Below are 26,764 nucleotides of genomic sequence, written 5' to 3' on the forward strand. Positions count from 1 at the left end.
AGGTATTCTAGTGCACATAGGCCCTTCGAATTGAAGGTGTGCTGCTTGGATGTCTGTCCGGTTTTTTTAGGAGGAAAATCATGTTTGCAGTCTTCACAACGACCTTAATTGCTGGCTTAATCGATGGCATTAATCCCTTTGCGCTCACCCAGCAATTCATTTTACAATCTAAAATTAAATCCCCATATCATATTTTGTATTTTATCTTCCCCATTGGTCTGGGAAACTTTTTAATCGGTTTAGCCTTCTACTTTGGTTTCTCTGATTGGATTTTCCAAGCCTTCAATTGGGTAAACCATCTTTATCCATACACCTGGCGTTACCTAGCGTCGGTAGCCGGTCTTTTGATCATCGCCTATTTAATCTTTACCCACTTGAAAAAAGACCAACCTGCAACAAGCCAGGAAGATGTGCAAAAGGAAGCCGTTACCCAAACAGAAGAAACGCACTTATCAGCTGGCGCATTGATCATGCTGGGTATTGCCTCTTGTCTAGCTGAAATCTCCTCAATAGCGCCATATTTAGCCTTGCTAAGCTATTATGCAACTGTATCGATTACTGATCTACAAGCAACGCTTCTACTGGCCTTTTATTCCTTTGTCTTGTTTATATTACCTATGTATGGCTTGTTTTTAATGTCCCTATTCTTTAAGAGTAGTTTGACGACTATTTATACACGAATTGCGGGCTGGATGGATTTCTTCATCACACGTATTTTGCCGATTATCTTGATTTTGATTGCTGTTACCTTATTCGGGTATGGCATACAAATCTTCTAAAAAATGCGGTTCTTTTACAAATAGTGTTGGTAAATAATTTTAAAGCACACGAATACGTTTTTTAGTTTTTAATAATAATTAAGAAATCAATAAAGTTAAATGCCATGCACGCTGTGATGTGTTTGGCTTTTTTCTTGCCTTTAGGCAAGGGAAGTGACCAATGGGATAACATTTCTAACAAATGGTGTTTTGTCCTTCAGTGTACGTTCCTTAAAAGCCGTGGCACCAGCGAGAGCCAAGGTCTCTCTGCTTTGAAATCGAGCCTTAGTCTCGATTTCATGCTTGTTCACGGCTAAGGACGTACACTTTCAGTCCTCTTTATTCAAAAATATACCACTATCCCTGGGTTAGCTTGCCATCCCATCAAATGTATAAGGTTTAGGATTGGATGGTTTGTAATTTAATTTGAATTGGACTAAAATTCTTGCACGTAAATGATGGAAGTTCGAATATCCAAAACCTGTTCGTTTAATTAATTTAATTTTATTATTAATACCTTCGGTAGGACCATTTGATACAGTATATTTTAAAGCGTTATGTATATAAGGCAAGAATTTGGCTAATGTTCTGATAGTTCTTCTCGTACGACTTGGCAAAGTTTGGTTCTTAGTCCCACGTAGGATTTCATTGAAAATATTGATATCATGAGTTGAAATGGCATATTTTAGTTCATTCATCAGGGTATAAGTAACTAAAAGTTCGTGTGAGATACTCAAAAGATAATCAACAATACGTTGTTCTGATATCGCTTCACCAAATTGACGAACATAATGTGTATCCGTGAAATTTAAATCTTCAGCGTTCTTTAACAACAATTTCCATTGTTTTTTGAGTTTATTGTAGTCCGATGGACGGCTTGTTTTGATAGCATTCATCACTTTAATACGAATAGAATTGATTGTTTCATTCAACAGCTTTACTATATGGAATCGATCAATGACAATCTTCGCATTAGGGAAACATGTGCGGATGACCTCTAGATAAGGTGTATATAAATCAATCGAAACTGTCTTCACGCTGCTTCGAGCAGTCCAGGTAAAAGAAGAAAAGTAATCGATGAGCGACGCTTGTTTTCTATCAACGACAATATCAATTAGCCTTCTATTATGCGTGTCCACAAGGACAGCACTCATCGCATTGGCTACACGATTAGTCGATTTAAACTCATCTACACCGAGGTGATTCGGGAGATAATTTCCCTTAGGTGATAGTCCCATACTTGCTTTCATTAAAGTTCTGGCCACTGTTGGAGAAGAGACATGATAACGTTTAGCGATTAACCGCATAGATTGCGTTTCAACCAATTCGGAGCTAATTTGACTTTTAATGGTTTTAGAAATACAGCAAAATTTTTCAACTAATGGTGTTTCAGCGATAAAAGTTTGTGCACAATGTTTACAATAAAAGCGTTGCTTCTGTAATTTAAGTAAAACAGGATTAGTAGCTGTGTTCGGTAATCGAATGATAGCTGGTTTAAAGCCATGTTTGATGATATCTCGATTACCAGTATTCTTTACACCACAGTGCATACAAGCCTTAGGCTTGTACGTAAGAACCCCATGTAAAACGAAATGATTTATTTCATGATACTTTTCAAGTGGCAACAGATGCATAGATTTTGGTATTGTAATATCAATATTATTGTCGTAAATACCGCAAAGTTGTTTTATAATAGATGTATGGGACATGATTTTTCCTTCTTTCTGTATTCGTAGTGGTTTACACGCATTAAGGATATCATGTCCTTTTTGCGTACACAAAAATAGTGTCAATGAGATTCAATATGAATTCTCACCAACACTATTTATTATAGAACCAAAAATGCCCATAAAAAAAGCCAAGCATGAATGGACACACTTGGCGTTTGGCTTTTAGCCGTTAAATATTATATAAAACTTACAGCACAGGATAGACAATGCTTAGAGCTGCTTGGTTCCCCATCTGACCCGGTTCACATCTCTACCCTTGCCGCAAGGCCTTTCGGCAAATTTAATTATACCATTTCTATTGATACTTTGTAAAGGACTTCTTCCATATTATGACATCTTTCAAAATATAGTCATGTATGAAAAGAGACCAAGCTAACAATATTGGCTTGGTCTCTAATTCTGAAAACAACATGTTAGTGATAGATAAAAATGAGGCGGGGTCTGCGCAACTCTCGCACCCTTAGTCGGGTTCAAGCCTCCAGGGAGGACTGCGTTTCAGATTAGATTGTACCTGACTGTGTCAGCCACTGCCCTAATCTTCCAACGTTCCTCCCTTGGCGTCGGCTTTCGCACCCTGGTGTTTACCCCATGTCCTTAACTTTAATCATACGTGTAATAGATGCACGTTCGTTTTCGTCTAGTTTCATTTGGATATACTTGATGGTTTCCTTGATGTTTGGAATCATTCGGTATTCTAAGGCGTTTACTCGACGTCTTGTAGATTCAATTTCCGTTGCCATTAATTGACACGTTTTTTCAATTTCGCTCAATTTTAATAGCTTAGGCATGACATCGTTCAAGACTTCGATGGCATCGTCTAATTCACTAGATGTGTTTAGGTAACCATACTTCACTTCGTTGTCGCTGTCTTGATTGTCATCATCGTATGAAAATGACATCTTAGGTACGTCAACGCTCATGATATTTTTTTTGGCAATTTCTAAGTTGACCTGTTTAGTCGGTAAGGCCACGATTTCTTCCATAAAGGCGTCATTCATTGATGATGAGGCCAATACGAAGTTACCTAAGGCACCCGACAATTCGTCTTCTACTTCATTGCGCAGTTGGTTATTTTCTTTAATTAGTTCGATAAACTGGCGCATTAATTCGTCCTGCTTATCTTTTAGCAAGTCATAACCATTTTGAGCAACCTTTAAACGTTCTTTTAATGTGCTCAGTTCCATCCGTGTTGGTTTGACATTTAGCGCATTTGCCATTTAAGATCACTCTCCTTCAGTTGAAGGCATGTATGTATCGATTAAATCATCTTTAATACGTGTTAATTCTGTACGAGGCAAGATCGCTAGTAATTCCCAAGCTAGATTTAAGGTTTCTTCAATCGTACGGTTGTACTCAAAACCTTGGTCAACGTATTTGTCTTCAAATGCTGTGGTAAATTCTACGTATCTCTTATCTGTTTCAGATAGGGCTGATTCACCCAATACTTGAGATAATTCTTTAGCTTGTTTACCTTTCGCATAAGCAGCAAATAGTTGGTTCATTGTCGCTGCATGGTCTTTACGTGTTTTACCTTCCCCGGTACCTTTATCTTTTAGACGAGAAAGTGATGGCAATACGTTGATTGGTGGCTCAATACCACGTGCATCAAGGTCACGGTCTAAGATAATTTGCCCTTCGGTAATATAACCTGTTAGGTCAGGAATTGGATGCGTAATGTCATCCTCTGGCATAGTCAAGATTGGAATCTGCGTTACAGAACCTTTAGACCCTTTGATACGGCCAGCACGTTCATATAGTGTAGACAGGTTTGTATATAAGTAACCTGGGTAACCACGACGTCCTGGTACTTCACGGCGGGCTGCAGATACTTCACGTAAGGCTTCACAGTAGTTAGTCATGTCAGTCATGATAACCAATACTTGCATGTCTTTTTCGTAAGCTAGGTATTCTGCTGCTGTTAAGGCAATTTTTGGTGTTGCTAAACGTTCAATTGAAGGGTCATCCGCTAAGTTGATGAACAATACTGAACGGTCGATGGCACCTGTTTCACGGAATGATTCCATGAAGTATTCAGCCTCTTCAAAGGTAACCCCCATTGCTGCAAAGACAACGGCGAATTGGTCGTCGTCACCTAGTACAGTGGCTTGACGTGCGATTTGGGCAGCAAGCTCTTTATGCGGTAAACCTGAACCAGAGAATACGGGTAGTTTTTGTCCACGAACTAAGGTGTTCAAGTGGTCAATTGTTGAGATACCAGTTTGAATAAATTCATCCGGGTAGTCACGAGCCATTGGGTTAATGGCTTGCCCATTGATGTCACGACTTTCCTCAGCGATGATTTCTGGACCGTTGTCGTTGATGTTACCAAGTCCGTCGAATACACGACCAATCATGTCTTCAGATACGCCGAATTCAAGTGGTCGTCCTTGGAAGCGCACTTTAGTGTCTTGTAAGTTAATACCAGAACCACCACCATAGATCTGTACGACTGCGCGACTTTCTTCTACTTGAAGCACTTGTCCTAGACGTTTTTCACCAGTTTGTAACTGTACTTCTACTAACTCATCAAAACTAATGCCTTCAACGTCTTCTACAATCATTAGGGGACCATAAACGTCGGAGATAGATTTATACTCTTTTAACATTATGCGTAGCTGCCTCCTTTCAAGATTTCTATCATAGCTTCTTTAATTTCATTGTTGATAGCGTCAATGCGGTCTAATTGATCTTCTGGGATAAATTTAGAACGCACAATTTTTTCGCGTAAGTCGACTGTGTTGTCAGCAATTTCTTGGTAGTAAGCACCTTTTTCCATTGCTTGGCGCGCTTCTTGGTCGAAGGTTAAAATGTTGAATAACATTTTCTCTTGTTTCTTCGCTGAAGTCGTTGTATCTACGTCATCAAAGGCATTTTGTTGTAAGTAACCTTCACGAATCATAGCTGCGATGAGTAGGGTCATTTTATCTTTTTCCGATAAGGCATCAATACCAACTAATTGCACAACTTCTTGTAAGCTGTCTTCTTCAGTTAGGATATTCATGGCTTTTTGTACCCATTGGCCCCACTCAACGCCTAATTCTGCCGCTACACCCTTGTAGATTTCTGAATCATACAATGAGTATGAGCTTAACCAGTTAATGGCTGGGAAGTGACGTTGACGAGATAGGTTGGCATCTAATGACCAGAATACTTTTACAACGCGTAAGGTATTTTGTGTAACCGGCTCAGATGTATCCCCACCTGGAGGCGACACGGCACCAACTGCTGTAACTGACCCTGTACGGCCTTCGCTACCTAAAGTACGGACGATACCAGCACGCTCATAGTATTCTGCAATACGAGAACCTAAGTAAGCTGGGTAACCTTCGTCACCAGGCATCTCTTCTAGACGACCAGACATTTCACGAAGTGCTTCCGCCCAACGAGAAGTTGAATCGGCCATAATTGCTACTGAGTAACCCATGTCACGGAAGTATTCAGCAATTGTGATCCCTGTATAAACAGAAGCTTCACGGGCTGCTACCGGCATGTTTGAAGTGTTGGCAATTAACACAGTACGCTCCATGATTGATTCACCAGTTTTTGGGTCAACCAATTCAGGGAACTCGTTAATTACGTCAGTCATCTCATTACCACGTTCACCACAACCAACATAAATTACGATATCAACATCTGCATATTTTGCAATTTGGTGTTGTACAACTGTCTTACCGGCACCGAATGGCCCTGGAACTGCAGCCGCTCCACCCTTAGAGATTGGGAAGAAAGTATCGATAACACGTTGACCTGTTGTCATGATTTTATTTGGTGAGTATTTTTCTGCAAAAGGACGACCTTGACGAACTGGCCATGTTTGCATCATTGTGAATGATTTCTCGCCTTGCTCAGTGTCTAAGACATACACGTTATCTTCTAAAGTGTAGTCGCCTTCTTGAATTGATTTCACTGTACCTGAAACGCCAACTGGCACCATGATACGGTGTTCAATTACGGGACCTTCTTGAACAGTACCCACAATGTCACCACCTGTAACTTGTGTGCCTGCTTCAACAGTTGGGGTAAAATGCCACACTGCTGAACGGTCTAGGGGCGCTACTTGCACACCACGTTCTAAGTAGTTTGATTCGGTTGAATCCATGAACTCTTGTAATGGTCGTTGGATACCGTCAAACATTTTCGTTAACATACCAGGTCCCAGTTCAACTGATAATGGTTGACCAGTTGTTTTTACTACTTGGCCAGGTTTAAGACCAGAAGTTTCCTCGTATACCTGAATTGAAGCAACATCGCCGTGCATTTCAAGGATCTCCCCTGTTAATTGTAGGTCACCTACTAAACAAATATCACGAACAGCTGCTTCTTCCATGCCACTAGCTTTAATCAGTGGACCGGAAACTTCAATGATTTTTCCGTCTTTCAAGACTGTTCCTCCCTCTTATCGTTTTCTATGATTTTTCATTTGCGTATTTTGATTCTTATAGAATATTTTGACCAACCGCTTTCTCAACGTTGTCATTTACACGAGACTGCCCGATACCCAAGCTCCCTTTGTGTGAAGGAATCAGAATGATTGCTGGGCTAACTTGTGTGTCGTAAAAGGCAATGGTGTCTGGAATTTGCTGTGCGATTGTTTCGGTCAAATAGATCACACCATAGTGGTCGTCTGCCATTTTCCGGATTGTTTCACGGGCTTGTTGGCTTGAAATCACTGGATAGGCGTCGAAACCAATCAATTGGAAAGGAACAACGACGTCTTTTTCACCGACTACACCGATTTTATAAGCCATAAATAGGTCGCATCCTTTCTTCAACACTTTTTTGGTCTAGATCATATTCTTTGGCGTTTAAAATAAGTCTTAGATTGGCTACTTCATTTTCTTTGAAGTAAATGTAAGCCAATACAGGCATTGGGCCAAATGGTACCCAAGCTGCCTGACGAATTTCTTCAGCCTCGATTTTCTTGATTTTCTTATCTAATTTCACCACATCAATTGGATCATTGGCGCTGATACGGTCATTGATTTTACCAGCGAATGGTAAGCTGGCAAATTTATCCAATACGCGGTTATAGTCTTTACTCGTTGCTAAGTCGACTAATTCTACCTCTTCAAAAGTCCCATCATCAGATAAAACTGCTTCTAAAAACCCACGAGAACGACCCTGTTTCATACCACGAACAACCATAGACAAGTTTTCTAAATCAATCATCATCAATAGAGTATTCGCCATATCTTGATCATCTGATTTGTCGGCGATGTCTCTTAAATGGCCTAGGTAAGACTGGTCCAATAGGATCGAAATACCGTCTAGGTCATGGTATTCTTCGTAATAATCACGTGCATGTTGGACCCCAGCTTTCATCACTTCCGGGAACTGGTTACCTTCACCGGTTTGCATTAAGGTCCGTAAGGCTTCGATTGAAAAACGGCCGATGTTGATATACATGTGCGAGAAATCGCGTTCTGTATACCATTCTTTAAATAACACTTTTAAATTGTGGTAGCTGTAACGCAAGGCAAATACGTCTACCACTTCATCTACAGGCGTTTCTTCATATAAACCAGCATACATTTCACGTAAATCACGGGTTAGGAACCCTTCGAAATCATGTGTTTCTCCGATATTTTCAGGGATATGGTAGTTCATTTTACGTAGGGCAGCAAATACATCTTCAAGGGAGTTGGCACGTAAAAGTGCGTCATAGTCTTCTTTTGCTAGCAAACTACTTTCTTTTACACGAATGGTTGTATCCAGTTGTGCATATGTAGCGTTTGGCATTGCTATCACTCCCCTTTCTTAGAATGCTTGTTTCACTAATTTTGGCGCTAATGCTTTTTTCTTTTGGTCAATGATTGATTCAAAAGTAAAGTTATAGTCCACTTCTTCGTTACTTAAAATAAAACCTGAACGCTTAGCAAGGAAAGTGTCATCTAACTGAATAGATGGGTTTAAGGCTTTCACTTGATCAGCGTCGAATTGGTGTTGGCTGAATTCACCTACTGTTAACGTAAGGTTCTCAGTACCAGCTACTTGGTTTAAAGCGCCTTTGATAAAACCTGTAAACTCTTCGCTTGATAATTGTTGTAATTCAACAATAGCTTGGTTATAGACTTTTTCTAGTAAGGCTTGTTTGGCTTGTAATTTGTCATTACGTAAGACGTTTAAGTAGCTTTGTTTTTGTGTTTGTAATTTTTTAGCTTCAGCGTTTTTGATGTGTTGCTTTTCAGCCACAATTTGGGCATCGTTTTGCGCTTTGGCTTTGTTGATTTCTTCATTCATTTCAGCTTCAAATGCTTTTAATGCTTCTTTTTCTTCCTTTTCAGCATTGGCTAGCACTTGATCAACTAAAGTTTGAATATCTGCCATTCGACTTATCCTCCTTCTTTTGGTTTTTCTACTTGGTTAGTGATTAACCAACAGAAAGTACTAATAATAGAGAAATAACGAATGCTAAGATTGCGTAAGTTTCAACCATGATAGAGTAGATGATTGCGTTAGATACGTTTTCAGGACGTTTGGCTAGAATTTGGATACCTGCTGTTGCAGTATGCCCTTGCCAACGTGCTGAAATTAAACCTACTAAACCAATGGGGATACCTGCTACAAAGTATTGTAGTCCTTGAGTTAAGTCTAATCCTGTACCTAATTGCAAGTAAATCATGATCCCAATAACGAAACCATACAAACCTTGCGTACCAGGTAATAGTTGTAAGATTAATGTTTGCGCAAATTTTTCGGGTTGGTCTTTAACCAAGGCAGCTGCAGCCGCACCAGTTTCACCAACACCACGTGCAGAACCCATACCAGAGAAAATTACGGCAATTGCAATTCCGACCATCGCAAAGATTTGGCCGCCGTTTTCCACAAAAAATTCAAACCATGTATTCATTATTTAAAAACCTCCATTTTGTTGTCTTCTTAATTATTAATTTTCTTCTACATCTTTTAGGGAAACAAACTCCTGTAGTGTACGGATCGGTTTAAATGCCCGACCGCCACCTTCATAAAATTTACCAAAGAACTCAACAAATACCAGACGCATACTATGAACGTAAGCGGATAGTAGTGATAAGAACATGTTAAATAGTTGCAAGGCGATAATCATCAAAATACCCGCTGTAAAACGAACAGGCACTGGCAAGATAGTAAACAAGATATTAAAGGACATGGCGATTGCGCCACCTGAAATACCTAAAGCCATTAGTCGTGTATAAGAAACGAAATCTCCTACATACGAAGATACACCGTATAAGTTATACAAACCAACGACACCACCAACTGCCTTATTATTACTCGTGAACATAGGAACCAAGATAATTCCTGCAGCTGCAATAATAGCAAACCATTTTGCGATAGGAATCAACATATCCATACCGGTCATAAAGCCAGTAATACCAATAGCTAGCGCTATTAACAGTGCTAACCAACCAATACCGTCATTATAGGCTGATGCATAGTCTTTACGACTAAGCTGTAATCTGATATTTAAGCATAAACCTACAAAGATGTGAATGTACCCAATCGCTAATGAAATAATCATCAAGGTTAAGGCATCTTCAGTTGGATTGATCAAACCGAATGGTAAAGCTTCACCAAATAGGGATCCATAAGCTAAACCAATTAACATCGTTGGGTAGGATAGAATATGTCCAAATTTCACAAAACGTTTGGTACCCTTCCGTAAATCCATTACCTTCATGGCAAAGAGTGTACCAATCCAAAGGAGGATACCGTAACCGAAGTCCCCCATCATCATAGCGAAGAATAACATGTAGAAACCAGCTACCCAGTTGGTTGGGTCTTTCTCCCGGTAATTTGGCAATGAGTACATTTCAGTAATCATTTCGAATGGTTCTACTATAGAAGCATTATGTAATTTGATAGGCACTTCATCTTCTTTGACTTCTTGTTCGGTTGTTTCTTCTAAAATAATAGCAAACGTGTGCACATCAAAGGCTTCTTCTAAAGCGCTTTGCAAGTTTTCAACCTGCGCTTCTTCAATCCAACCACTGAATAAAGATAACTGTTGGTTATCATATGAAAGTTTTGCTGCGTTGGCACGTTGACTACGGTTAAAGAATTCTTCTACCGCTAATTGAATAGTGGCTTTAGATTCTTGCATGTTTTTAATGTCTTTAACAACGGCTTCCTCATCTTTGATGAGTTGTTTCCGTTCACTTTCCAATGTTTGGAAGGTCTCTTCTGGGGTTTGTCCGTAATTGAACGCCACTTCAGAGAAATAATTTTCTGCAAGACTTGCTTGCAAGTTGTCGTGGTGACCTGGTAAGGCAACGACTGCGACTCCAATTTCATTCTCGTTGGCAAATACTTCTTCAACGGCCACATCTTCAATGGCTTTTAATTGTTGCCAGTGGTGACGGTTTTCGTCATTTGGAATCGTTCCTAGACGAACATCGAATAGTTTAAGCTCTTGTAGAGATTTTGGATCGACATCTAGGGCCCGCCATTTGGCGATGGTTGTTTGTTCATCTTCAACCCGTTGGCGTTGGTCTTGAATGTCGTTACGCTTTTGTCTTAAGGCTTCGACTTTTTCAATCAATTGTAAAGCTGCTGCTTCATCCACAGTTTGATGTAGTTCATCCATGGTCATTTGTGGGCGTTTGGTCGTAATTTTATCTTTTAAAGATACCTTTTGTTGGTATTGACTGAGATAATGTAATACTTCGCGTCCGCGTTCATAAATGACTTGGTAATCTTGATCACTTTGGTAATTATTGTTGAAGGTAAAGTCTTGGCCGGCTACCTTTAGAGAAAGGTCACTAACTTGTATATTTTGCATCGTTTGTAAGGTATATAACAATTGGTCTTTGTTACTTGGCGCCGTTACAATCGATACTTTTTGCATCTTAGCGATTGCCATAGCTATTTTTCACCTCCTCAATTACAAGTGAGACTAAAGATGGCAAAGCGCCTTGGAATTGATTCTCAATTTCCTTAATCTCTTGATCATTCTTCGCTTTTTCTTCAGATTTGTACGCTTGTAAAGCTTTTTCATTCTCGGCACGCTGCGCTTCTTGATAATCTTTCAAGATTGCATCTTTTTCAGACGCCATTTGGCTTAATTTGCGATTTTTGTCTTCTAATAAACTTTCTCGCTTACTTGCATATTTATCACTTAGTGCTTGCGTTGCTTTCTCAGTATCGACAATTTTTGCTAAAGTTTTGCTGGACACCCAATTCACCCCCTAAAAGCGTTATAACAACTTAATTATAACAAAAAAACGCTTTATTTTAAATGTAAACGCTAAATTAATCACAATGTCTTATTTTTTAGTATTTTGACATCTCACTTAGTTTTCTACTTTTGGTTTACGACTTGAATTTTTGCGTTTCTTGCGTAATTCAATAAAAAAGTCTTGTAACAGTGCCTTACATTCTTCATGCATAACACCACCTATGACTTCAACTTGATGATTAAACCGACTATCATCCAGTAAATTCATCAAGGTTCCTGCCGTGCCACCCTTTTGATCGTAAGCGCCAAAATAGACATGTCTGATACGACTTTGTATCATGGCACCCGAACACATGGGACAAGGTTCTAACGTCACATACAAGTCCGCATCGGCTAGCCGCCAAGATGCCCGATTACGATTGGCTTCTCGTATAGCGAGAATTTCCGCATGGGTTGTTGCATCCTGGCTGGTCTCACGCAAGTTATGGCCACGCCCGATGATTTCCCCCTGGTAGACGACAACTGCCCCAATTGGCACTTCACCAATAGCTGCTGCCTTCTTCGCTTCTTCAATCGCTGCCTCCATAAAAGCAATTTGGTCCACGTCAAGTGTATTGAATTTTGTATCCTTTTCTTCTGACATTCCACACCTCATTTCGGTCTAAAACATGTCATAATCATACCACTACTAAGGCTTACAACCAACTGATAGCTAGGGCTCACCGGACTTTTTAATCACTTTCTTCCTATTAACTATAGGCCTATAAAAAAATTTTTGATTGGGTGATTTGACATGATTTGAAACCGTTATCATTATATATAATAGCCTTGTATATAACTTGTATAGACAAGTTTACAATTACTAGTTGGATATCATATGGCATTTTCTTTATAGAGGAGGAAGAAAGATGAGTGATTTTAAACAAGATGCTAAATCCTTACTGGATAACATTGGGGGTAAGGAAAATATCCACGCCGTTACACACTGTGCGACGCGTATGCGGTTTGTATTAAATGACCCTAAACAAGCGGATGTTAAAGCTATCGAAGACATCCCTTCTGTTAAAGGGACATTTACTCAATCTGGTCAATTCCAAGTGATTATAGGGAACAAGGTGGCAGATTTTTACAATGATTTTGAAGCGGTTTCAGGTGTTTCTGGTACGTCAAAAGAAGCGGTGAAAGCAGCAGCTGATCAACAACAAAACTGGATTCAAAAAGCCATGACCTTCTTGGCTGAAGTATTTGCACCAATTATTCCAGCAATTATCGTCGGGGGGCTTATTTTAGGTTTCCGTAATGTGCTTGAAGGGGTGCCAATGGAGTTCCTTGGGCAAAAAATTGTTGATGGTGTTGCACAAACGATGGGTGACGGTTCACCTCAATACAACACGATTGTTGATGTTTCAACATTCTGGGCTGGCGTGAACAGTTTCCTTTGGTTGCCGGGTGAAGCCATTTTCCACTTCTTACCAGTTGGGATTACATGGTCTGTAACACGTAAAATGGGGACCACACAAATTCTTGGTATCGTATTAGGTATCACATTAGTTTCACCACAATTACTAAATGCTTATGCTGCACCAGACGCTATCTTAGCTGGTGAAGTACCACAATGGGACTTCGGTTTCTTCCAATTAGATATGATTGGTTACCAAGCCCAAGTATTACCGGCCATGTTCGCAGGTTTATCACTTGCTTGGCTTGAAAAATTCTGGCGTAAATACATCCCAGAGATGATCTCAATGATTTTCGTGCCATTCTTATCATTAGTACCTGCCATTATCTTGGCGCATACAGTTTTAGGTCCAATCGGGTGGACTGTAGGTACTTGGATTTCTAGTGTTGTGTACGCTGGTTTAACTGGACCTGTTTCTTGGGTGTTCGGTTTGATTTTCGGCGCCCTATACTCACCACTTGTAATTACTGGTTTACACCATATGACAAACGCGATCGATACGCAGTTAGTGGCTGACTTTGGTGGTACTGGTTTATGGCCAATGATCGCCCTTTCAAATATTGCACAAGCATCTGCGGTTATGGCGATTTGGTGGACAACGCGTCAAGATGAGAAAGAAAGTCAAATTACCATTCCATCTGCTGTATCAGCTTACTTAGGGGTAACCGAACCGGCAATGTTCGGTGTAACCATTAAATATGTTTACCCATTTATTGCAGCGATGATTGGTTCAGGTTTAGCTGGTTTACTTTCAACAACAGTTGGCATTACAGCGAACTCAATCGGTGTTGGTGGTTTACCTGGTATCTTAGCGATTCAATTCCCATACTGGGGTTGGTTCTTACTAGCTATGGCCATCGCCATCGTGGTACCATTCGCATTGACAATTGTATTTAAGAAAACTGGTTTCCTAGCTAATAATAAAATCGATTTCAATATCAAGTTCTAGCATTAGCCAGATAGATTCAAGTTTCATGCTCGCCTTGGATGCCCATTGGCGAGCTTTTTTCTAAAAAGGAGGAAGGCACAATGACAAATGAATTAGGGAAAAAGGTAATATATCAAATTTATCCAAAGTCTTTTAACGACACGGATGGGGACGGTTTTGGTGATCTTAGAGGCATCATTGAAAAATTAGACTATCTAGAAAAGTTAGGCATCGATATGATTTGGATGAACCCCTTCTACCCATCGCCTCAAAATGATAATGGTTATGACATTTCAGACTACACAGCCATTGACCCACGTTTTGGGACTATGGATGATTTTGAAGAATTAGCCCGTGAAGGAAAAAAACGTGGCATCGACCTGATGCTGGATATGCCTTTAAACCACTCTTCTACTGAACACGAGTGGTTCCAAAAAGCCCTAGCTGGCGACGAATACTATCAAGACTCCTATTACATTCGGCCCGCTCAAGAAGACGGGTCTTTGCCAACAAACTGGGAATCTAAATTCGGCGGCCCTGCTTGGGAACCATTTGGCGACACTGGCAATTACTACCTGCACCTCTTCGATGTGACCCAGGCTGACCTAAATTGGCATCATCCAAAAGTGCGCGAAGCCCTATTCGATGTTATCCGCTTCTGGATCGACAAAGGGGTTTCCGGCATCCGCTTTGATGTGATGAACGTGATTGGTAAGAGCGAGGTCCTAGAAGACTCAACTGGTGGCCCAAGTTCTACCCAAGAAAAACGTTTATATACGGATACAGAAAATTCACACGGTTGGATTCGAGAAATGGCTCAATCTACCTTTGGGGATATCGAAGGCTTTGTCACAGTAGGTGAAATGTCGTCTACAACAGTTGAAGATGGTGTCCGTTACACCAATCCTGCAGAAGAGAAATTAACTATGATCTTCTCCTTCCACCATTTAAAAGTCGACTACAAAGATGGCGAGAAATGGTCTAAAGTTGATTTCGACTTCCAATCTTTAAAAGACATTTTAAACGAATGGCAAGAAGGCATGTCAGATGGTAACGGTTGGAATGCCCTATTCTGGAACAACCATGACCAACCACGCGCTAACTCTCGTTTCGGTGACACCGAAAACTATCCATACGAAACAACCACCATGCTTGCCCAAACTATTCACATGATGCGCGGTACGCCCTACATCTTTGAAGGGGAAGAAATCGGTATGACCAACCCGGATTTCGACGACATCAACGACTACAACGACATCGAAACCTTCAACAACTACCAAATCTTATTAGATAAAGGTGTTTCTGAAGAAGAAGCGATGGAAATTATTAAATTTAAGTCCCGCGATAATAGCCGGACCCCAATGCAATGGGATGATTCAGAAAACGCTGGGTTTACCACTGGTACACCATGGTTGAAAGTAGCTGACAACTACAAAGATATCAACGTGAAGAAGGAACTTGAATCAGGCAAAATCTTCCCGTACTATCAAAAATTAATTCAATTGCGCCATGAACTGCCGATTATCCAAGACGGTGCTTACCACGAATTACTGACCGACCATCCAGAAGTATTAGCTTACTACCGGACTTATGGCGACCAAATCTTGTATGTCTTCTCACACTTCTATCCAGGCACTAGTCAAGTTGACCTACCAGAAAGTGTTGATTTAACCCGTAACTATGACAAGTTATTAGGGAACGGTGATTTAGGCAAAATGACAGCCTCATTCGAGCTAGGACCATATGAAACAGTTGCATTCCTTTCGAAATAGGGTACATAACATCCCTTTAAAATGGGTAAATGAAAAGGAGTTGGATTTTTCCAGCTCCTTTTTTGGGTTCTATAATAAATAGTGTTGGTGAGATTCAATTGAGTCTCATCGGCACTATTTTTGTGTACGCAAAAAGAAGGACATGATATCCTTATTTCAAGTAAACCTCGACGAATACTGAAAGAAGGAAAATCCATGTCCCATATAACTATTATAAAACAACTTTGCGGAATTCTCGACAATAATATTCAAATTGGTGTACCAGAGGGAATGACTATGCTTCCAACTGAAAAGTATCAAGATGTGAATTATATAGTCGTTGAAGGCGTCTTAACCTACAAGCCTAAGGCTTGTATCCAATGTGGTGTAAAGAATACAGGAAGCCATGATCTGATTAAACATGGGTTTAAGCCTACAATTATAAGATTACCTAATTCAGTTTCAAATCCGATATTGCTAAAACTAAAGAAGCAACGATTTTATTGTAAACATTGCGCGCAAACCTTTATTGCTGAAACACCTTTAGTACAGAAATACTGCTGTATCTCAAACTCAATAAAAAGTCAGATAAGTTCAGAATTAGTTGAAACACAATCCATGCGATTAATCGCTAAACGATATCACGTGTCGTCTCCAACAGTCGCTAGGATTCTACTGAAAGCTGGTAAAGGACTATCACCAAAAGGAAACTATCTGCCTAGTAACCTTGGTATAGATGAGTTTAAATCCACTAATCGAGTAGCCAATGCGATGAGTGCTGTCCTTGTGGACACCCATAATAGAAGGTTGATTGATATTATTGTTGATCGGAAACAAGCTTCTCTAATCGATTACTTTGCTTCCTTTACTTGGGCTGCTAGAAGTAGTGTGAAAACTGTTTCTATCGATTTGTATACACCCTATCTTGAAGTAATACGTACTAGTTTTCCTAATGCTAAGATTGTAATTGATCGATTCCATATCGTGAAGTTACTAAATGAGACAATTAATTCTGTTCGTATTAAAGCTATGAATATCGTGAAAAATAGCCGACCATCTGACTACAGAAAACTTAAAAAACAATGGAAGTTGTTGCTAAAAAATGCTGAAGACTTAAATTTCACTGATACATATTATGTTCGCCAATTTGGTGAAGAAATTTCGGAACAGCGCATTGTTGATTTCCTATTGAATATTTCGCCGGATTTATTAGTAACATATACTCTAATGAATGAGCTTAAGTACGCAATTTCTACGCATAACATTGAGCTATTTGATGAAATATTGAAGAGCACAAGGAAAATAACCTTGCCTCGACGTGCGAGAAGAACTATCAGAACTTTACAGAAGTTTTTACCATATATCCATAATTCATTAACTTATACCGTCTCAAACGGACCTACCGAAGGTATTAATAATAAGATTAAATTAATTAAGCGTACTGGTTTCGGATATGCTAATTTCTTTAATTTACGCGCTAGAATACTAGTCCAATTCAAACTAAAATACAAACCTTCAAACCCAGCACCATCCACTTATGAAGCAATGGCAAGCTAAGGCCTGCCAAACTATTACTATTTTCGTAGTCCTTGTTGCTACAACATAATAATCTTCTTGCCTAAGGGCAAAAAAAAGCCATACACATAATCGTGTATAGCTTTTCTCTTTGAAGCTTATTTACATATTAATAAATACTAAATAACGTATTCGTGATATCTGAAATTATTTACCAACACTATTTGTAAAAGAACCCTTTTTTGCGACGACCATTACATGTATACTTTTATCTGCTTTTGAGCGTTTTCTGTGGCAAAATGGCAAATAGACGTGAGCATACTGTACATCATCATTCAAGTAGAGACGATGGCAATCAATAGCCTAAACTGGCATCATCTAAACATTCGCTATCGAAGAAAAACACCCTCAACTTGGCCAAACAAGGCTGATTGAGGGTAGTTGTCCTATCTATCCCAAATTAGCGCACGATTTAATGAGCCGTCCGGCGCGCAAATTCCGCAAATCTAAATTTGTCGATCCGGTGGTGGGATGAGGTATATTGAAAAAAGGTGGCATCTTCTAAGTATACATGGCTGTTGACCTGGATGATAAAATCATCTGGGCCAATGGCCATGTGCTTTTGATCTATATCATCCGCCTTATTGGCAAAGGATATTTGTAAGTCCAATTCTTGTTCAAAGTATTGATAAATGGACACTTCCGCAATTTCATCTGGCACCCCATCTTGGATAACGGATACGCGGAGGTAGTCGTGGTCAACAATGACCGTTTCCCCTTCCATTTCACGGGCCCGAATCAGGTGGATGAAGGGTTCGCCCGCTTCAACACCGTCTTCACCGACGAGAAAGTCAGGTGCCACCACCCGTTTATTACTCAAAACTTGGGTTGCAGTTTGGAAGTGTTGGGATTCTTGTAATTCCTTGTAGGAAGTTAAACCGGATATAGGAAAAGAAAAACGGGCAAAGTCTAGGACGATAGCCCCTTTACCTTGTTTCTTCTGGATAAAACCGGTGTCTTCCAATCTTTTCTGCGCTTTACGGATGGTTTCACGCGATACATCGTACGTCTTGGCCAGGTCATTTTCACTCGGAAGTAACCGGCCTACAGGGTAGATGCCCTGGTGGATTTTATTTTGAATGTCAGCGGAAATAAATTCGAACTTGTACATTTCCGTCACCTACTTATCTAGCTTAATTTTGTGTGTCCTTTTCGCTAGAAGTTAATCCAGCATGTCTAGGTATTGATGGTATTTGTCTTCGCCAAATAGGGTTGAAATCACGTGGGCTTTATAAGCTTCAAGGTCGATATCCATTGCGATGTAGACATTTTTTGGTCGGTCAGTACGCTCCTCAAAGTCGATGACGGTCTGTCCGTAAGTATACTCACCTTTAGTTTCAATGACCAAGTTAGTATGGTAGACTTCGGTCAAAATTTCTGGGTGCAGGTAGCCAACAACTGCTACTAAGTCATGGATGACGATTCCAATTTTGCCTTCATTTTCAAATGAATTCAGGACATAGTCGTCGAACATTTCACGGATCATGCCGCCTAGTTCACCGCCTGCTTGACGGATAAATTCTAAGTCGTTCATATCCAAGAGGGACGGTCTCGTCACGTCTAAACCAACCATTGTAATCGGGACAGATTCGCCCAAGGCTTGATAGACGATATCGACTGAAACGGGGTCAAACCAGTAGTTAAATTCCGCTACCGGGTTCGTGTTCCCGTCAAAAGCAGCCCCACCCATAGACATGATTGACCGGACTTGTTTCATGGTCGTTAAGTCTTTTTCAACGGCCAAAGCAATATTCGTTAGTGGTCCTAAGGTAATCAAATCGATTTCACCAGGATATGCTTTAACTTGTTCAAGAATGAAATCCACTGCGTGCTGATCTTGAATCAAACTTTCATCATAGGGGAAATCAACCCCACCCATTCCGTTTGACCCGTGGATATTTCCAGTCGCGTTCTCTCTTGGCGGTTTGTTATCTTTTAAAGAGGTGTAATCGTTGTCAGCGCCTGGATAGATCTTCACGCGACCATCGAAATAAGTAGATATCCGAACCGCATTCGTGGTGGTCATATCCAATCCCTTATTCCCAGCAACCGTAGTGAAACCTAAAATTTCCAAACTATCGTCCGATAAGGCCGTCATCAAGGCCGCTGCATCGTCAATTCCTGGGTCCGTATCAATAATTACCTTACGTTTATCCATTAAAATTCCTCCTATATCCTATCTGTCTATACAAATCCATTGTAACATGTAAGCGGTTTATTATATAATAATATAATTTTACCAAGAGGAACTCGTGTCGTTAACCTAACGATTTTGTTTAAATTGCGCTACCACTTGAATATGGGTTGATAATGCTTTTAAAATCTTCTCTAATGACTCTAAGTCCCCAATCATATTGCTTGGGTCTGCTTCAATAAAGAAGCCGTAACGGAAGGGTTTCATTGGGATTGGACGGGCATTTAATCCTTCCAAGTTGATTCGGTAAACATCTAATACCTGTAGTAACTTGGCCAAAGCACCTGGTTCATGCGGTGTTTCAATATATAACATGATCTTGTCATGGGTATTGGTCATATCGATATTGTCATATCGTTCAAAGACTAAAAACCGCGTCATATTCCCTGATTCGTCGTATGCTGCTGGTTCTAGCGCTTGTAAACCGTGCAATTCACCCGCACGAGGGCTGGCAATCGCTGCTTTCGTTGGGTCATCTTCTTGCACAATAAATTCAGCAGAAACAGCTGTATCGATATAGGCCACTGGTGCCATGTTTGGATAGCGGTCAAATAATAATTTACATTGGATTAAAGCTTCTGGGTGAGAGTAAACTTCCGTCACTTGATGAATGTCAGCACCTGGTAACCCCCATAAAACATGGTTTACTGGTTGGTAGTGTTCATATTTAGCCAGGACTGGTCGGTAACGGATAATATCCATTGTTCGTGCAATCAAGCCTGTTGTCGAATTTTCAATTGGCATGACAATGCGGTCCACTTTTTCAGCCACTAAGTCATCTACCATGGGTTTAAAGTCATCGTAAGAGATGATTTCTAAACGTTCATCATCAATCTCAACATGCAACTGTTCGCGTACAAAAGCAATCGTTGCCGCCTCACTATACGCACCTGGAATGCCTTGGTAACCAATTCTCATCATTATTTCACCCTTCTTTTTGAAATCTCATATTCATAAGTGTACCAGTTTCAAGGGCTAATGTCATTCTGGATAAAATAAAAAAATACCCCCAACCACTACTAAGCATAGCAATTGGAGGCATTTATTTTCGATTTATTTTGTAAATGATTTTGCTTGGCCTACAGCATAGTCGTAAGCGTCAGCTGCTGAATCTTTTACGCGATCACCGAGTGAACGGTTTGGTAAAAATGATACATCATCAGCACGGCGAGCTAAGTCACGACCTGTATGGCGTAATTGGCGACCAGCATCATCGATGAAATCACTGAATACTGAGTTTTTATCTTCTTGGTATAACGCGACAGCGACAATACCTGCAATTGCAGCAATTGCACCTAAAGCAATTAAACCTTTTTTAGTTGATTGTTCCATGATATCACTCCCCATAATTATTATATACATTATAGCATATCCACTACACCAGCGAAAATAATATGGTTACTGGTCAAGCCAGTAAATTAGGCTAAATTCCATACAATTTTGGTGGCTACTCCTAATTCACGTTCATCAGGAGACATTCCAAAAGTAAATGAATAAGCGGACTGTATCAACGTTATAGTCCGCTTCATACGACTTGTTGTGAAAGCTTATTGACCTGCACTAATCAAATCTTTGACGTCGTTGCTTTCTTCTTGGCCATCTGGGTGTTTTACACGAATGTATAATTCTCCTTGGCGGGCACCGACTGTGACAACGTCGCCTTCGCTGATTTTATCAGCGATCAACATTTCAGCGATTGGATCTTCAATTTTTTGTTGGATTACACGGCGTAATGGACGTGCACCGTACTCTTTATCAAAGCCTTTACTTGCGATTTCTTTATTAGCGCCTTGTGTCACACGGAGTTTCACACCTTGCTCTGCTAATAATTTGGTTAAGGCTGTAGTAAATTTCTGTACGATTTCAACGATTTGCGCTTCCGCTAATGTATGGAAGACGATGATTTCATCCACACGATTTAAGAATTCTGGTCTGAAGGCAGACTTCAATTCTTTACGGATACGGCTGTCCATTTCTTCATGACTATCTGTGGCTTGTTTGGCACCGAATCCGACGTTTTTATCGTCACGGATGGCAGTTGCTCCCAAGTTAGATGTCATGATCATGACTGTGTTACGGAAGTCTACTTTACGGCCTTTAGAGTCCGTAATATAACCATCATCTAAGACTTGTAGCAGCATATTGAAGACATCCGGGTGGGCTTTTTCAATCTCATCGAATAAGACCACTGAGTATGGGTGTTGACGAACTTGTTCAGTTAACTGACCACCTTCGTCGTAGCCGACGTAACCTGGTGCTGAACCAATCATTCGACTTGTTGAGTATTTTTCCATGTATTCAGACATGTCTAAACGGATAATATTGTTGTCTGAACCAAACATTTCACCTGCTAGGGCTTTGGCTAATTCAGTTTTACCAACACCTGTTGGGCCAAGGAACATGAATGAACCGATTGGACGGTTTGGATCCTTAATCCCTGAACGTGCACGACGTATGGCACGAGACACGCTCTTAACGGCTTCATCTTGACCTTTAACACGTTTGTGTAAGTGGTCTTCTAGTTTGATTAACTGTTGGTTTTCACTTTGGGTTAATTGTTGCATTGGCACACCTGTCCACATAGCCACAATGTCCGCTACGTTTTGGCTGTCAATTTCAATATCAAACGGCTCATCTTGAACAACTTGTGGGTTGTTTTGTAGGTCGAATAATTCTTGACTTAAACGTTGTTGCTGTTGGTGAACACCAGCAGCTTTTTCAAATTCTTGGGTATTTACATAGTGTTTCTTCAATTCTTCTAAATCAGTTAATTGCTTACGAATACCTACAAGGGTTTGTTGGGTAGTATCTTTATCACTATTGTCTAAACGCGCTGTAGCTGCAGCTTCATCCATAATATCAATTGCTTTATCTGGTAAGAAACGATCAGCAATATAACGGTTACCTAGACGAACAGCAGCTTCAATAGCCTCATCTTTAATCGTCACTCGATGGAATTTTTCATAATCTTTTCGGATACCTTTAAGAATTTCAATAGCATCCGCTTCGCTTGGTTCATCAACTAGGACTTTGGCGAAACGACGTTCTAAAGCAGCATCTTTTTCGATATATTTTTGGTACTCATTTAAGGTTGTAGCACCAATCACTTGTAGGTGACCACGGGCTAAGGCTGGTTTCATCAGGTTAGAAGCATCAATAGCCCCTTCTGCTGCACCGGCACCGATTAAACTATGCAACTCATCAATGAATAAGATGACATTACCAGCTTTTTCCGTTTCCTCTAGTAAGTTTTTCACTCGGTCTTCGAATTCCCCACGGTATTTAGTACCTGCAACAAGGGACCCCACATCAAGAGATACGACACGTTTATTGGCTAAGGTTGATACGACATCGTTGTTTGCAACTGCGATGGCAACTGCTTCAGCGATGGCTGTTTTCCCAACACCTGGCTCACCTACTAATACAGGGTTATTTTTAGTTCGACGGCTAAGGACTTGCATGATGCGACGTAACTCTTTCTTACGGCCGATTACTTGGTCCAACTGCCCGTTACGTGCTTGTTCCGTTAGGTCTCTGGTTAAAGAGTCTAAGGTTGGCGTCGTACTTTGTGGGCGTTTGCTACCGTGGTTTGATGGTTTGTTGTTGTTCTCGTTGCTTCGGTTGCGCACAGGTGGACGTTGGCCAATTGAACGGTAGATGTCTTTACGTAATTTTTCGATATCCACGTCCAGGTTTTTCAGAATACGAACAGCTAGTACTTGGTCAGCGATTAAAGATAGCAAAATGTGCTCTGTGCCGACTAAAGTGACTTGTTGGCGTTGTGCTTCTTCACCTGCAATGTATAAGACTTTTCTTGAACGTGGTGAGTACACCACGCGATTCAAATCTACGGGGGCGTCTTGGGCTTCATCCTTACCGTATCCGATGACAAATTCAACTTCTTCTTTCACAGCCTCGTAACTTGGCAAGTGGTCAACTAACACGTTATGCGCAACACCCTCGGGCTCACGGTAAAGTCCTAGCAGCAAATGTTCTGTTCCAATGGCTTTATGACGAAATTGCTTGGCTTCTTCAGCAGCGTACAATAAGGCCTGTTTTGCTTTCTCTGTATAAATTTCGTTCATAAGGTCCTCCTATCTGGTTACCTATATTTCAGCTTCACAAGCATCGATCTTAAAATTAAGGATCGGACTTCATCAGCGTTAACAATTTTACCTAGGGCATCCTTATCGACTGCTGAGTGCATGATTTGCGCTTCGTTTTCGGTAACAATCTCGTTGACTAATAAATTTTGAATGATGGCAGTTGCATCACGTAAGCTCATTTCTTGATGGACAAGGTCGACCATGGCATCGATTAATTCAGCCTCTTCGACCATTTCCAGTTTCATAATGCGGATATATCCGCCCCCACCACGTTTACTTTCTACTATATAACCCTTTTGCGGGGTAAACCGTGTGTTAATCACGTAATTAATTTGTGATGGGACACATTGAAATTGGTCTGCTATTTCGCTACGACTAATCTCAACATGCTCTTCTTGTTGTAAGATTTGCTTTAAATAAGATTCAATAATATCAGACATATTTCTATTTTTCACATTCATCACCTCAAGCCTGATTCTTATTTTGACTAATTTTGACTATTCAACCATATCATACGATAACCGACCTTAACTAGTCAATTCAAAAGCTTAGTAATTGGAGGTGTGTCGGAAGAGTTTGACTTTTAGAACCTGATTTGAAGACTTATATTAAGGAGCGTTATACGCTGTAAAAAAAATTGAAGTATCTCATATTTATATAACAAAAAGGCAACGCAAAGGAATTGCTGGTCAACTCCTTTACGCCACCCTCAAGTCAAAGCGTGCTTATCTCATTATTCAAATCAAAATCATTAGACGGTTTTAAGATACGCCATCTTATGCTAAGGATGCGATAACCTTGTCGGTGAAGGCTGCTGTTGTTAAATCACCGCCTAAGTCTCGGGTAAAGTTACCTGCATCGGACAAGACCGAATTCAAAGCGTCGCGCAAACGAGTGGCATCTGCTTGTAAACTGATATGGTCAAGCAGGTCGGCAAAGGCCAATAAGATGGCTGTGGGGTTGGCAAGACCCTGGCCGGCAATATCTGGTGCTGATCCATGAACGGCTTCAAATATCGCCACGTCATCACCCAAATTGGCACCTGGCACTAACCCCAAACCACCAATCAAACCGGCCATTAAATCAGATAAAATATCGCCGTATAAGTTTTCGGTGACGACCACATCGTACTGTTGGGGACGCATCACCAATTGCATGGCCATGTTGTCGACTAAAACCTCCGTTGCTTCAATTTGCGGATATTTAGCGGCAATTTCGCGCGCCACTTTTAGGAATAAGCCGTCTGATAGTTTCATAATATTGGCTTTAGTGACGATAGCGACCTTTTTTCGGTCATTAGCCACGGCATACTCAAAGGCTGCTGTGACAATCCGTTCTGTCGCCTGTCTGGTAATGATTTTGATGGAATGGGCTTCGTCAGGTGAAATCTGCTCTTCTACGCCCGCGTATAAATCTTCTGTATTCTCCCGGAATAAAACGATATCCACGTCCCGGTGAAGTGCAGGAATTTGGCCTAATACGCGGATTGGGCGGATGTTTGTATGTAATTGATAATGTTTTCTAAGTGATACGTTGACCGATCTAAAACCCTCACCAATTGGTGTTGCAATGGGTCCTTTCAAGGCAACCTTGTGAGTATCGATGGCGTCGTAAACGGCTTTGGGAATCAGTTCACCCGTTTCATCAATGGCGTCTTGTCCAGCGACCACTTCATCCCAAGTAATTGGACTGCCTAGGGCTTTTGCCACTTGTTTGACAACTTGTGTAATTTCTTTTCCAATCCCGTCCCCAGGAATTAAGGCGATTGTATGTGTATTCGTCATGAAACCACTCCTTTTAAAGTCGATAATATAATAGCTTTAATTGATTCATCATTATTGGAAAATGGGTAACAAACCAAAGATGGCAGCAGTAATCACGTAGACAATGAAAATCCCAAGTGACACGACCAAACCTTTTTCTGCCAGTCGCCCCATTCCACGCCTGTTAAACCAAGTAGTACGTATGAGAAAGGCACTAGTGGGCTGAACAAGTGGAAAGATTGACCGATTAGAGACGCAAATGTTAGTTGTAACGGGGTAAATCCGTAAACATATCCGGCTTGATAGGCATCATGCCGTAGTAGAAGGCATCGTTATGTAGGAAATAAGTACCTGGTTGGCTTCAGATGCGTTGCTGTCAATTCGCGCTTTTTGATTTTTAGGATTAGGATAGTTGACTAGTAAGGTGATCACTGTACCTAACATAAAGATAATCGCTGAAGGCACAGACCCTTCAACCAATAAGGCAATGGCTACAAGAACGATAATTAAGTTGATCCAGACATTTTTAGGTCGACGTAATTCAAGGGTTTCTGGGTCGTCGATGACCATCATGGCCTGCATTTCTTGTTCAGACAAGTTGACCACACCAAGCGTCTTCCGTTCTTGTAAACCAAAACCCAAGCGATGATAAACATATAAATCAAACCAGCTACCATCATTGGCACTAGTCCGCGCATGACATCATTGGTTTCAACCCCCATAACAGCGATATCACGGGCAGTTGGACCACCCCACGGCAGTAAGTTAACGATTGAGTGCGACGTCATGGTTAAAACAGCTAGGTTTAACAAGGACATATTTAGTTTCTTGTAAATTGGCACCATAGCGGTACAGACAATGATCATAGTCGCTGTCCCATCACCGTTTAAGGAAACAGCAGCTGTTAAGGCAACAGTTGCCAAGGCGACTTTTAAGGGGTCCCCTTTGGCAAAACGAATCATCGCGTTAGACAAGGGATCGAATAGGCCTGCGTCAATCATGATGGTAAACATATATATTGCGAAGAATAACATAATCCCGGTAGATGACGTGGTCCCCAAGCCATCCATAGCCGCTTGACCAATATCAATCTGCCACAAATTAAGGACTTGTCCAATTATCGCCCATAACAGTGGCAAGAATACCAAACCAATGAAGAGTGACATCTTCTTACGCATAATAACAAACATCAAAATAACAATCAGGGCGTACCCCATAAATGCAATCATTAAAAAACGCCTATTACTTTCTCATCATTTTATATGTGTTTTATCATGCGCTAAATACAATCAATTGTCAATGAAATTTCCGCAAAAATACAAAACATGTTACATTAGCTTACA

24 protein-coding genes and 1 other RNA gene are annotated in these 26,764 nt (G+C 40.6%); 4 read left to right on the forward strand and 21 right to left on the reverse strand.

Annotated features, from left to right (window positions below; translation table 11 throughout):
• Nucleotides 1–80 precede the first annotated feature (80 nt).
• Nucleotides 81–779 carry a GAP family protein gene (locus AWM76_RS09565; protein WP_003143253.1) on the forward strand — a complete coding sequence of 233 codons (699 nt, stop codon included), beginning with the start codon at nt 81–83 and terminating at the stop codon, nt 777–779.
• Nucleotides 780–1,126: 347 nt separating this feature from the next.
• On the opposite strand, the gene AWM76_RS09570 is transcribed toward AWM76_RS09565, so the two are convergent.
• The 12 genes from AWM76_RS09570 to tadA form a co-directional block, all read right to left on the reverse strand.
• The gene (locus AWM76_RS09570; protein WP_060779296.1) at nt 1,127–2,467 is read right to left on the reverse strand and encodes an ISL3 family transposase; all 1,341 of its coding nucleotides are present in this window, start codon (nt 2,465–2,467) and stop codon (nt 1,127–1,129) included.
• A gap of 197 nt (nt 2,468–2,664) precedes the next feature.
• Nucleotides 2,665–2,761, reverse strand: an RNA gene (ffs, locus tag AWM76_RS09575) — signal recognition particle sRNA small type.
• A gap of 308 nt (nt 2,762–3,069) precedes the next feature.
• Nucleotides 3,070–3,705 (reverse strand): V-type ATP synthase subunit D, encoded by a 636-nt coding sequence (locus AWM76_RS09580; protein WP_003143154.1) that lies wholly within the window; start codon nt 3,703–3,705, stop codon nt 3,070–3,072.
• A 6-nt stretch (nt 3,706–3,711) separates the two neighbouring features.
• Nucleotides 3,712–5,094 carry a V-type ATP synthase subunit B gene (locus AWM76_RS09585; RefSeq protein WP_003143155.1) on the reverse strand — a complete coding sequence of 461 codons (1,383 nt, stop codon included), beginning with the start codon at nt 5,092–5,094 and terminating at the stop codon, nt 3,712–3,714.
• Nucleotides 5,094–6,869, reverse strand: a complete 1,776-nt coding sequence (locus AWM76_RS09590; protein WP_003143156.1) for a V-type ATP synthase subunit A — start codon at nt 6,867–6,869, stop codon at nt 5,094–5,096. Before AWM76_RS09590 ends, AWM76_RS09585 begins: the two co-directional genes overlap by 1 nt.
• A gap of 55 nt (nt 6,870–6,924) precedes the next feature.
• Entirely contained in the window at nt 6,925–7,236 is a 312-nt protein-coding gene (locus AWM76_RS09595; RefSeq protein WP_003143157.1) for a V-type ATP synthase subunit F, read from the reverse strand.
• Nucleotides 7,226–8,227 carry a V-type ATPase subunit gene (locus tag AWM76_RS09600; protein ID WP_003143158.1) on the reverse strand — a complete coding sequence of 334 codons (1,002 nt, stop codon included), beginning with the start codon at nt 8,225–8,227 and terminating at the stop codon, nt 7,226–7,228. Before AWM76_RS09600 ends, AWM76_RS09595 begins: the two co-directional genes overlap by 11 nt.
• An 18-nt stretch (nt 8,228–8,245) precedes the next feature.
• A complete protein-coding gene (locus AWM76_RS09605) occupies nt 8,246–8,815 on the reverse strand; it encodes a hypothetical protein (RefSeq protein ID WP_003143159.1) in 570 nt (189 codons plus the stop codon).
• 43 nt (nt 8,816–8,858) lie between these two features.
• Nucleotides 8,859–9,338 (reverse strand): V-type ATP synthase subunit K, encoded by a 480-nt coding sequence (locus AWM76_RS09610; RefSeq protein WP_003143160.1) that lies wholly within the window; start codon nt 9,336–9,338, stop codon nt 8,859–8,861.
• Between the two features lie 36 nt (nt 9,339–9,374).
• On the reverse strand, nt 9,375–11,330 hold the full coding sequence (locus AWM76_RS09615; RefSeq protein WP_003143161.1) for a V-type ATP synthase subunit I: 1,956 nt from the start codon (nt 11,328–11,330) through the stop codon (nt 9,375–9,377).
• The gene (locus AWM76_RS09620) at nt 11,317–11,643 is read right to left on the reverse strand and encodes a hypothetical protein (RefSeq protein WP_016898020.1); all 327 of its coding nucleotides are present in this window, start codon (nt 11,641–11,643) and stop codon (nt 11,317–11,319) included. The genes AWM76_RS09615 and AWM76_RS09620 overlap by 14 nt, the downstream gene beginning before the upstream one ends.
• Nucleotides 11,644–11,760: 117 nt before the next feature.
• Nucleotides 11,761–12,288 carry a tRNA adenosine(34) deaminase TadA gene (gene tadA, locus AWM76_RS09625; protein WP_003143163.1) on the reverse strand — a complete coding sequence of 176 codons (528 nt, stop codon included), beginning with the start codon at nt 12,286–12,288 and terminating at the stop codon, nt 11,761–11,763.
• Nucleotides 12,289–12,553: 265 nt separating this feature from the next.
• Between tadA and treP the strand changes: the two genes are divergently transcribed.
• From treP to AWM76_RS09640, 3 genes are all read left to right on the forward strand, one after another.
• Complete coding sequence (treP, locus tag AWM76_RS09630; RefSeq protein ID WP_003143164.1) at nt 12,554–14,053, forward strand: PTS system trehalose-specific EIIBC component; 1,500 nt, start codon at nt 12,554–12,556, stop codon at nt 14,051–14,053.
• An 80-nt stretch (nt 14,054–14,133) separates the two neighbouring features.
• Complete coding sequence (gene treC / locus AWM76_RS09635; RefSeq protein ID WP_039935914.1) at nt 14,134–15,804, forward strand: alpha,alpha-phosphotrehalase; 1,671 nt, start codon at nt 14,134–14,136, stop codon at nt 15,802–15,804.
• A gap of 195 nt (nt 15,805–15,999) precedes the next feature.
• Complete coding sequence (locus AWM76_RS09640; protein ID WP_050774123.1) at nt 16,000–17,340, forward strand: ISL3 family transposase; 1,341 nt, start codon at nt 16,000–16,002, stop codon at nt 17,338–17,340.
• A 430-nt stretch (nt 17,341–17,770) separates the two neighbouring features.
• On the opposite strand, the gene treR is transcribed toward AWM76_RS09640, so the two are convergent.
• The 9 genes from treR to AWM76_RS11170 all read right to left on the reverse strand — a co-directional run bounded on the left by treR (nt 17,771) and on the right by AWM76_RS11170 (nt 26,650).
• Entirely contained in the window at nt 17,771–18,469 is a 699-nt protein-coding gene (gene treR / locus AWM76_RS09645; protein WP_003143168.1) for a trehalose operon repressor, read from the reverse strand.
• Nucleotides 18,470–18,520: 51 nt separating this feature from the next.
• Nucleotides 18,521–19,516: a nucleoside hydrolase gene (locus AWM76_RS09650; RefSeq protein WP_003143169.1), complete on the reverse strand. Its 996-nt coding sequence runs from the start codon at nt 19,514–19,516 to the stop codon at nt 18,521–18,523.
• A gap of 105 nt (nt 19,517–19,621) precedes the next feature.
• Nucleotides 19,622–20,473: a prephenate dehydratase gene (locus AWM76_RS09655; protein WP_003143170.1), complete on the reverse strand. Its 852-nt coding sequence runs from the start codon at nt 20,471–20,473 to the stop codon at nt 19,622–19,624.
• Between the two features lie 132 nt (nt 20,474–20,605).
• A complete protein-coding gene (locus AWM76_RS09660) occupies nt 20,606–20,884 on the reverse strand; it encodes an arginyl-tRNA synthetase (protein ID WP_106427321.1) in 279 nt (92 codons plus the stop codon).
• Nucleotides 20,885–21,099: 215 nt separating this feature from the next.
• A complete protein-coding gene (locus AWM76_RS09665; protein WP_003143173.1) occupies nt 21,100–23,637 on the reverse strand; it encodes an ATP-dependent Clp protease ATP-binding subunit in 2,538 nt (845 codons plus the stop codon).
• 17 nt (nt 23,638–23,654) lie between these two features.
• A complete protein-coding gene (locus tag AWM76_RS09670; protein WP_039935915.1) occupies nt 23,655–24,113 on the reverse strand; it encodes a CtsR family transcriptional regulator in 459 nt (152 codons plus the stop codon).
• A gap of 321 nt (nt 24,114–24,434) precedes the next feature.
• Nucleotides 24,435–25,442 (reverse strand): isocitrate/isopropylmalate dehydrogenase family protein, encoded by a 1,008-nt coding sequence (locus tag AWM76_RS09675; protein ID WP_003143176.1) that lies wholly within the window; start codon nt 25,440–25,442, stop codon nt 24,435–24,437.
• A 288-nt stretch (nt 25,443–25,730) separates the two neighbouring features.
• A complete protein-coding gene (locus AWM76_RS11165; RefSeq protein WP_050774124.1) occupies nt 25,731–26,018 on the reverse strand; it encodes a hypothetical protein in 288 nt (95 codons plus the stop codon).
• Nucleotides 25,991–26,650, reverse strand: coding sequence for an SLC13 family permease (locus tag AWM76_RS11170; RefSeq protein WP_003143179.1), 660 nt, complete (start codon nt 26,648–26,650; stop codon nt 25,991–25,993). Before AWM76_RS11170 ends, AWM76_RS11165 begins: the two co-directional genes overlap by 28 nt.
• Nucleotides 26,651–26,764 lie beyond the last annotated feature (114 nt).

The sequence above is a fragment of the Aerococcus viridans genome, assembly GCF_001543285.1.
Lineage (GTDB): Bacteria > Bacillota > Bacilli > Lactobacillales > Aerococcaceae > Aerococcus > Aerococcus viridans.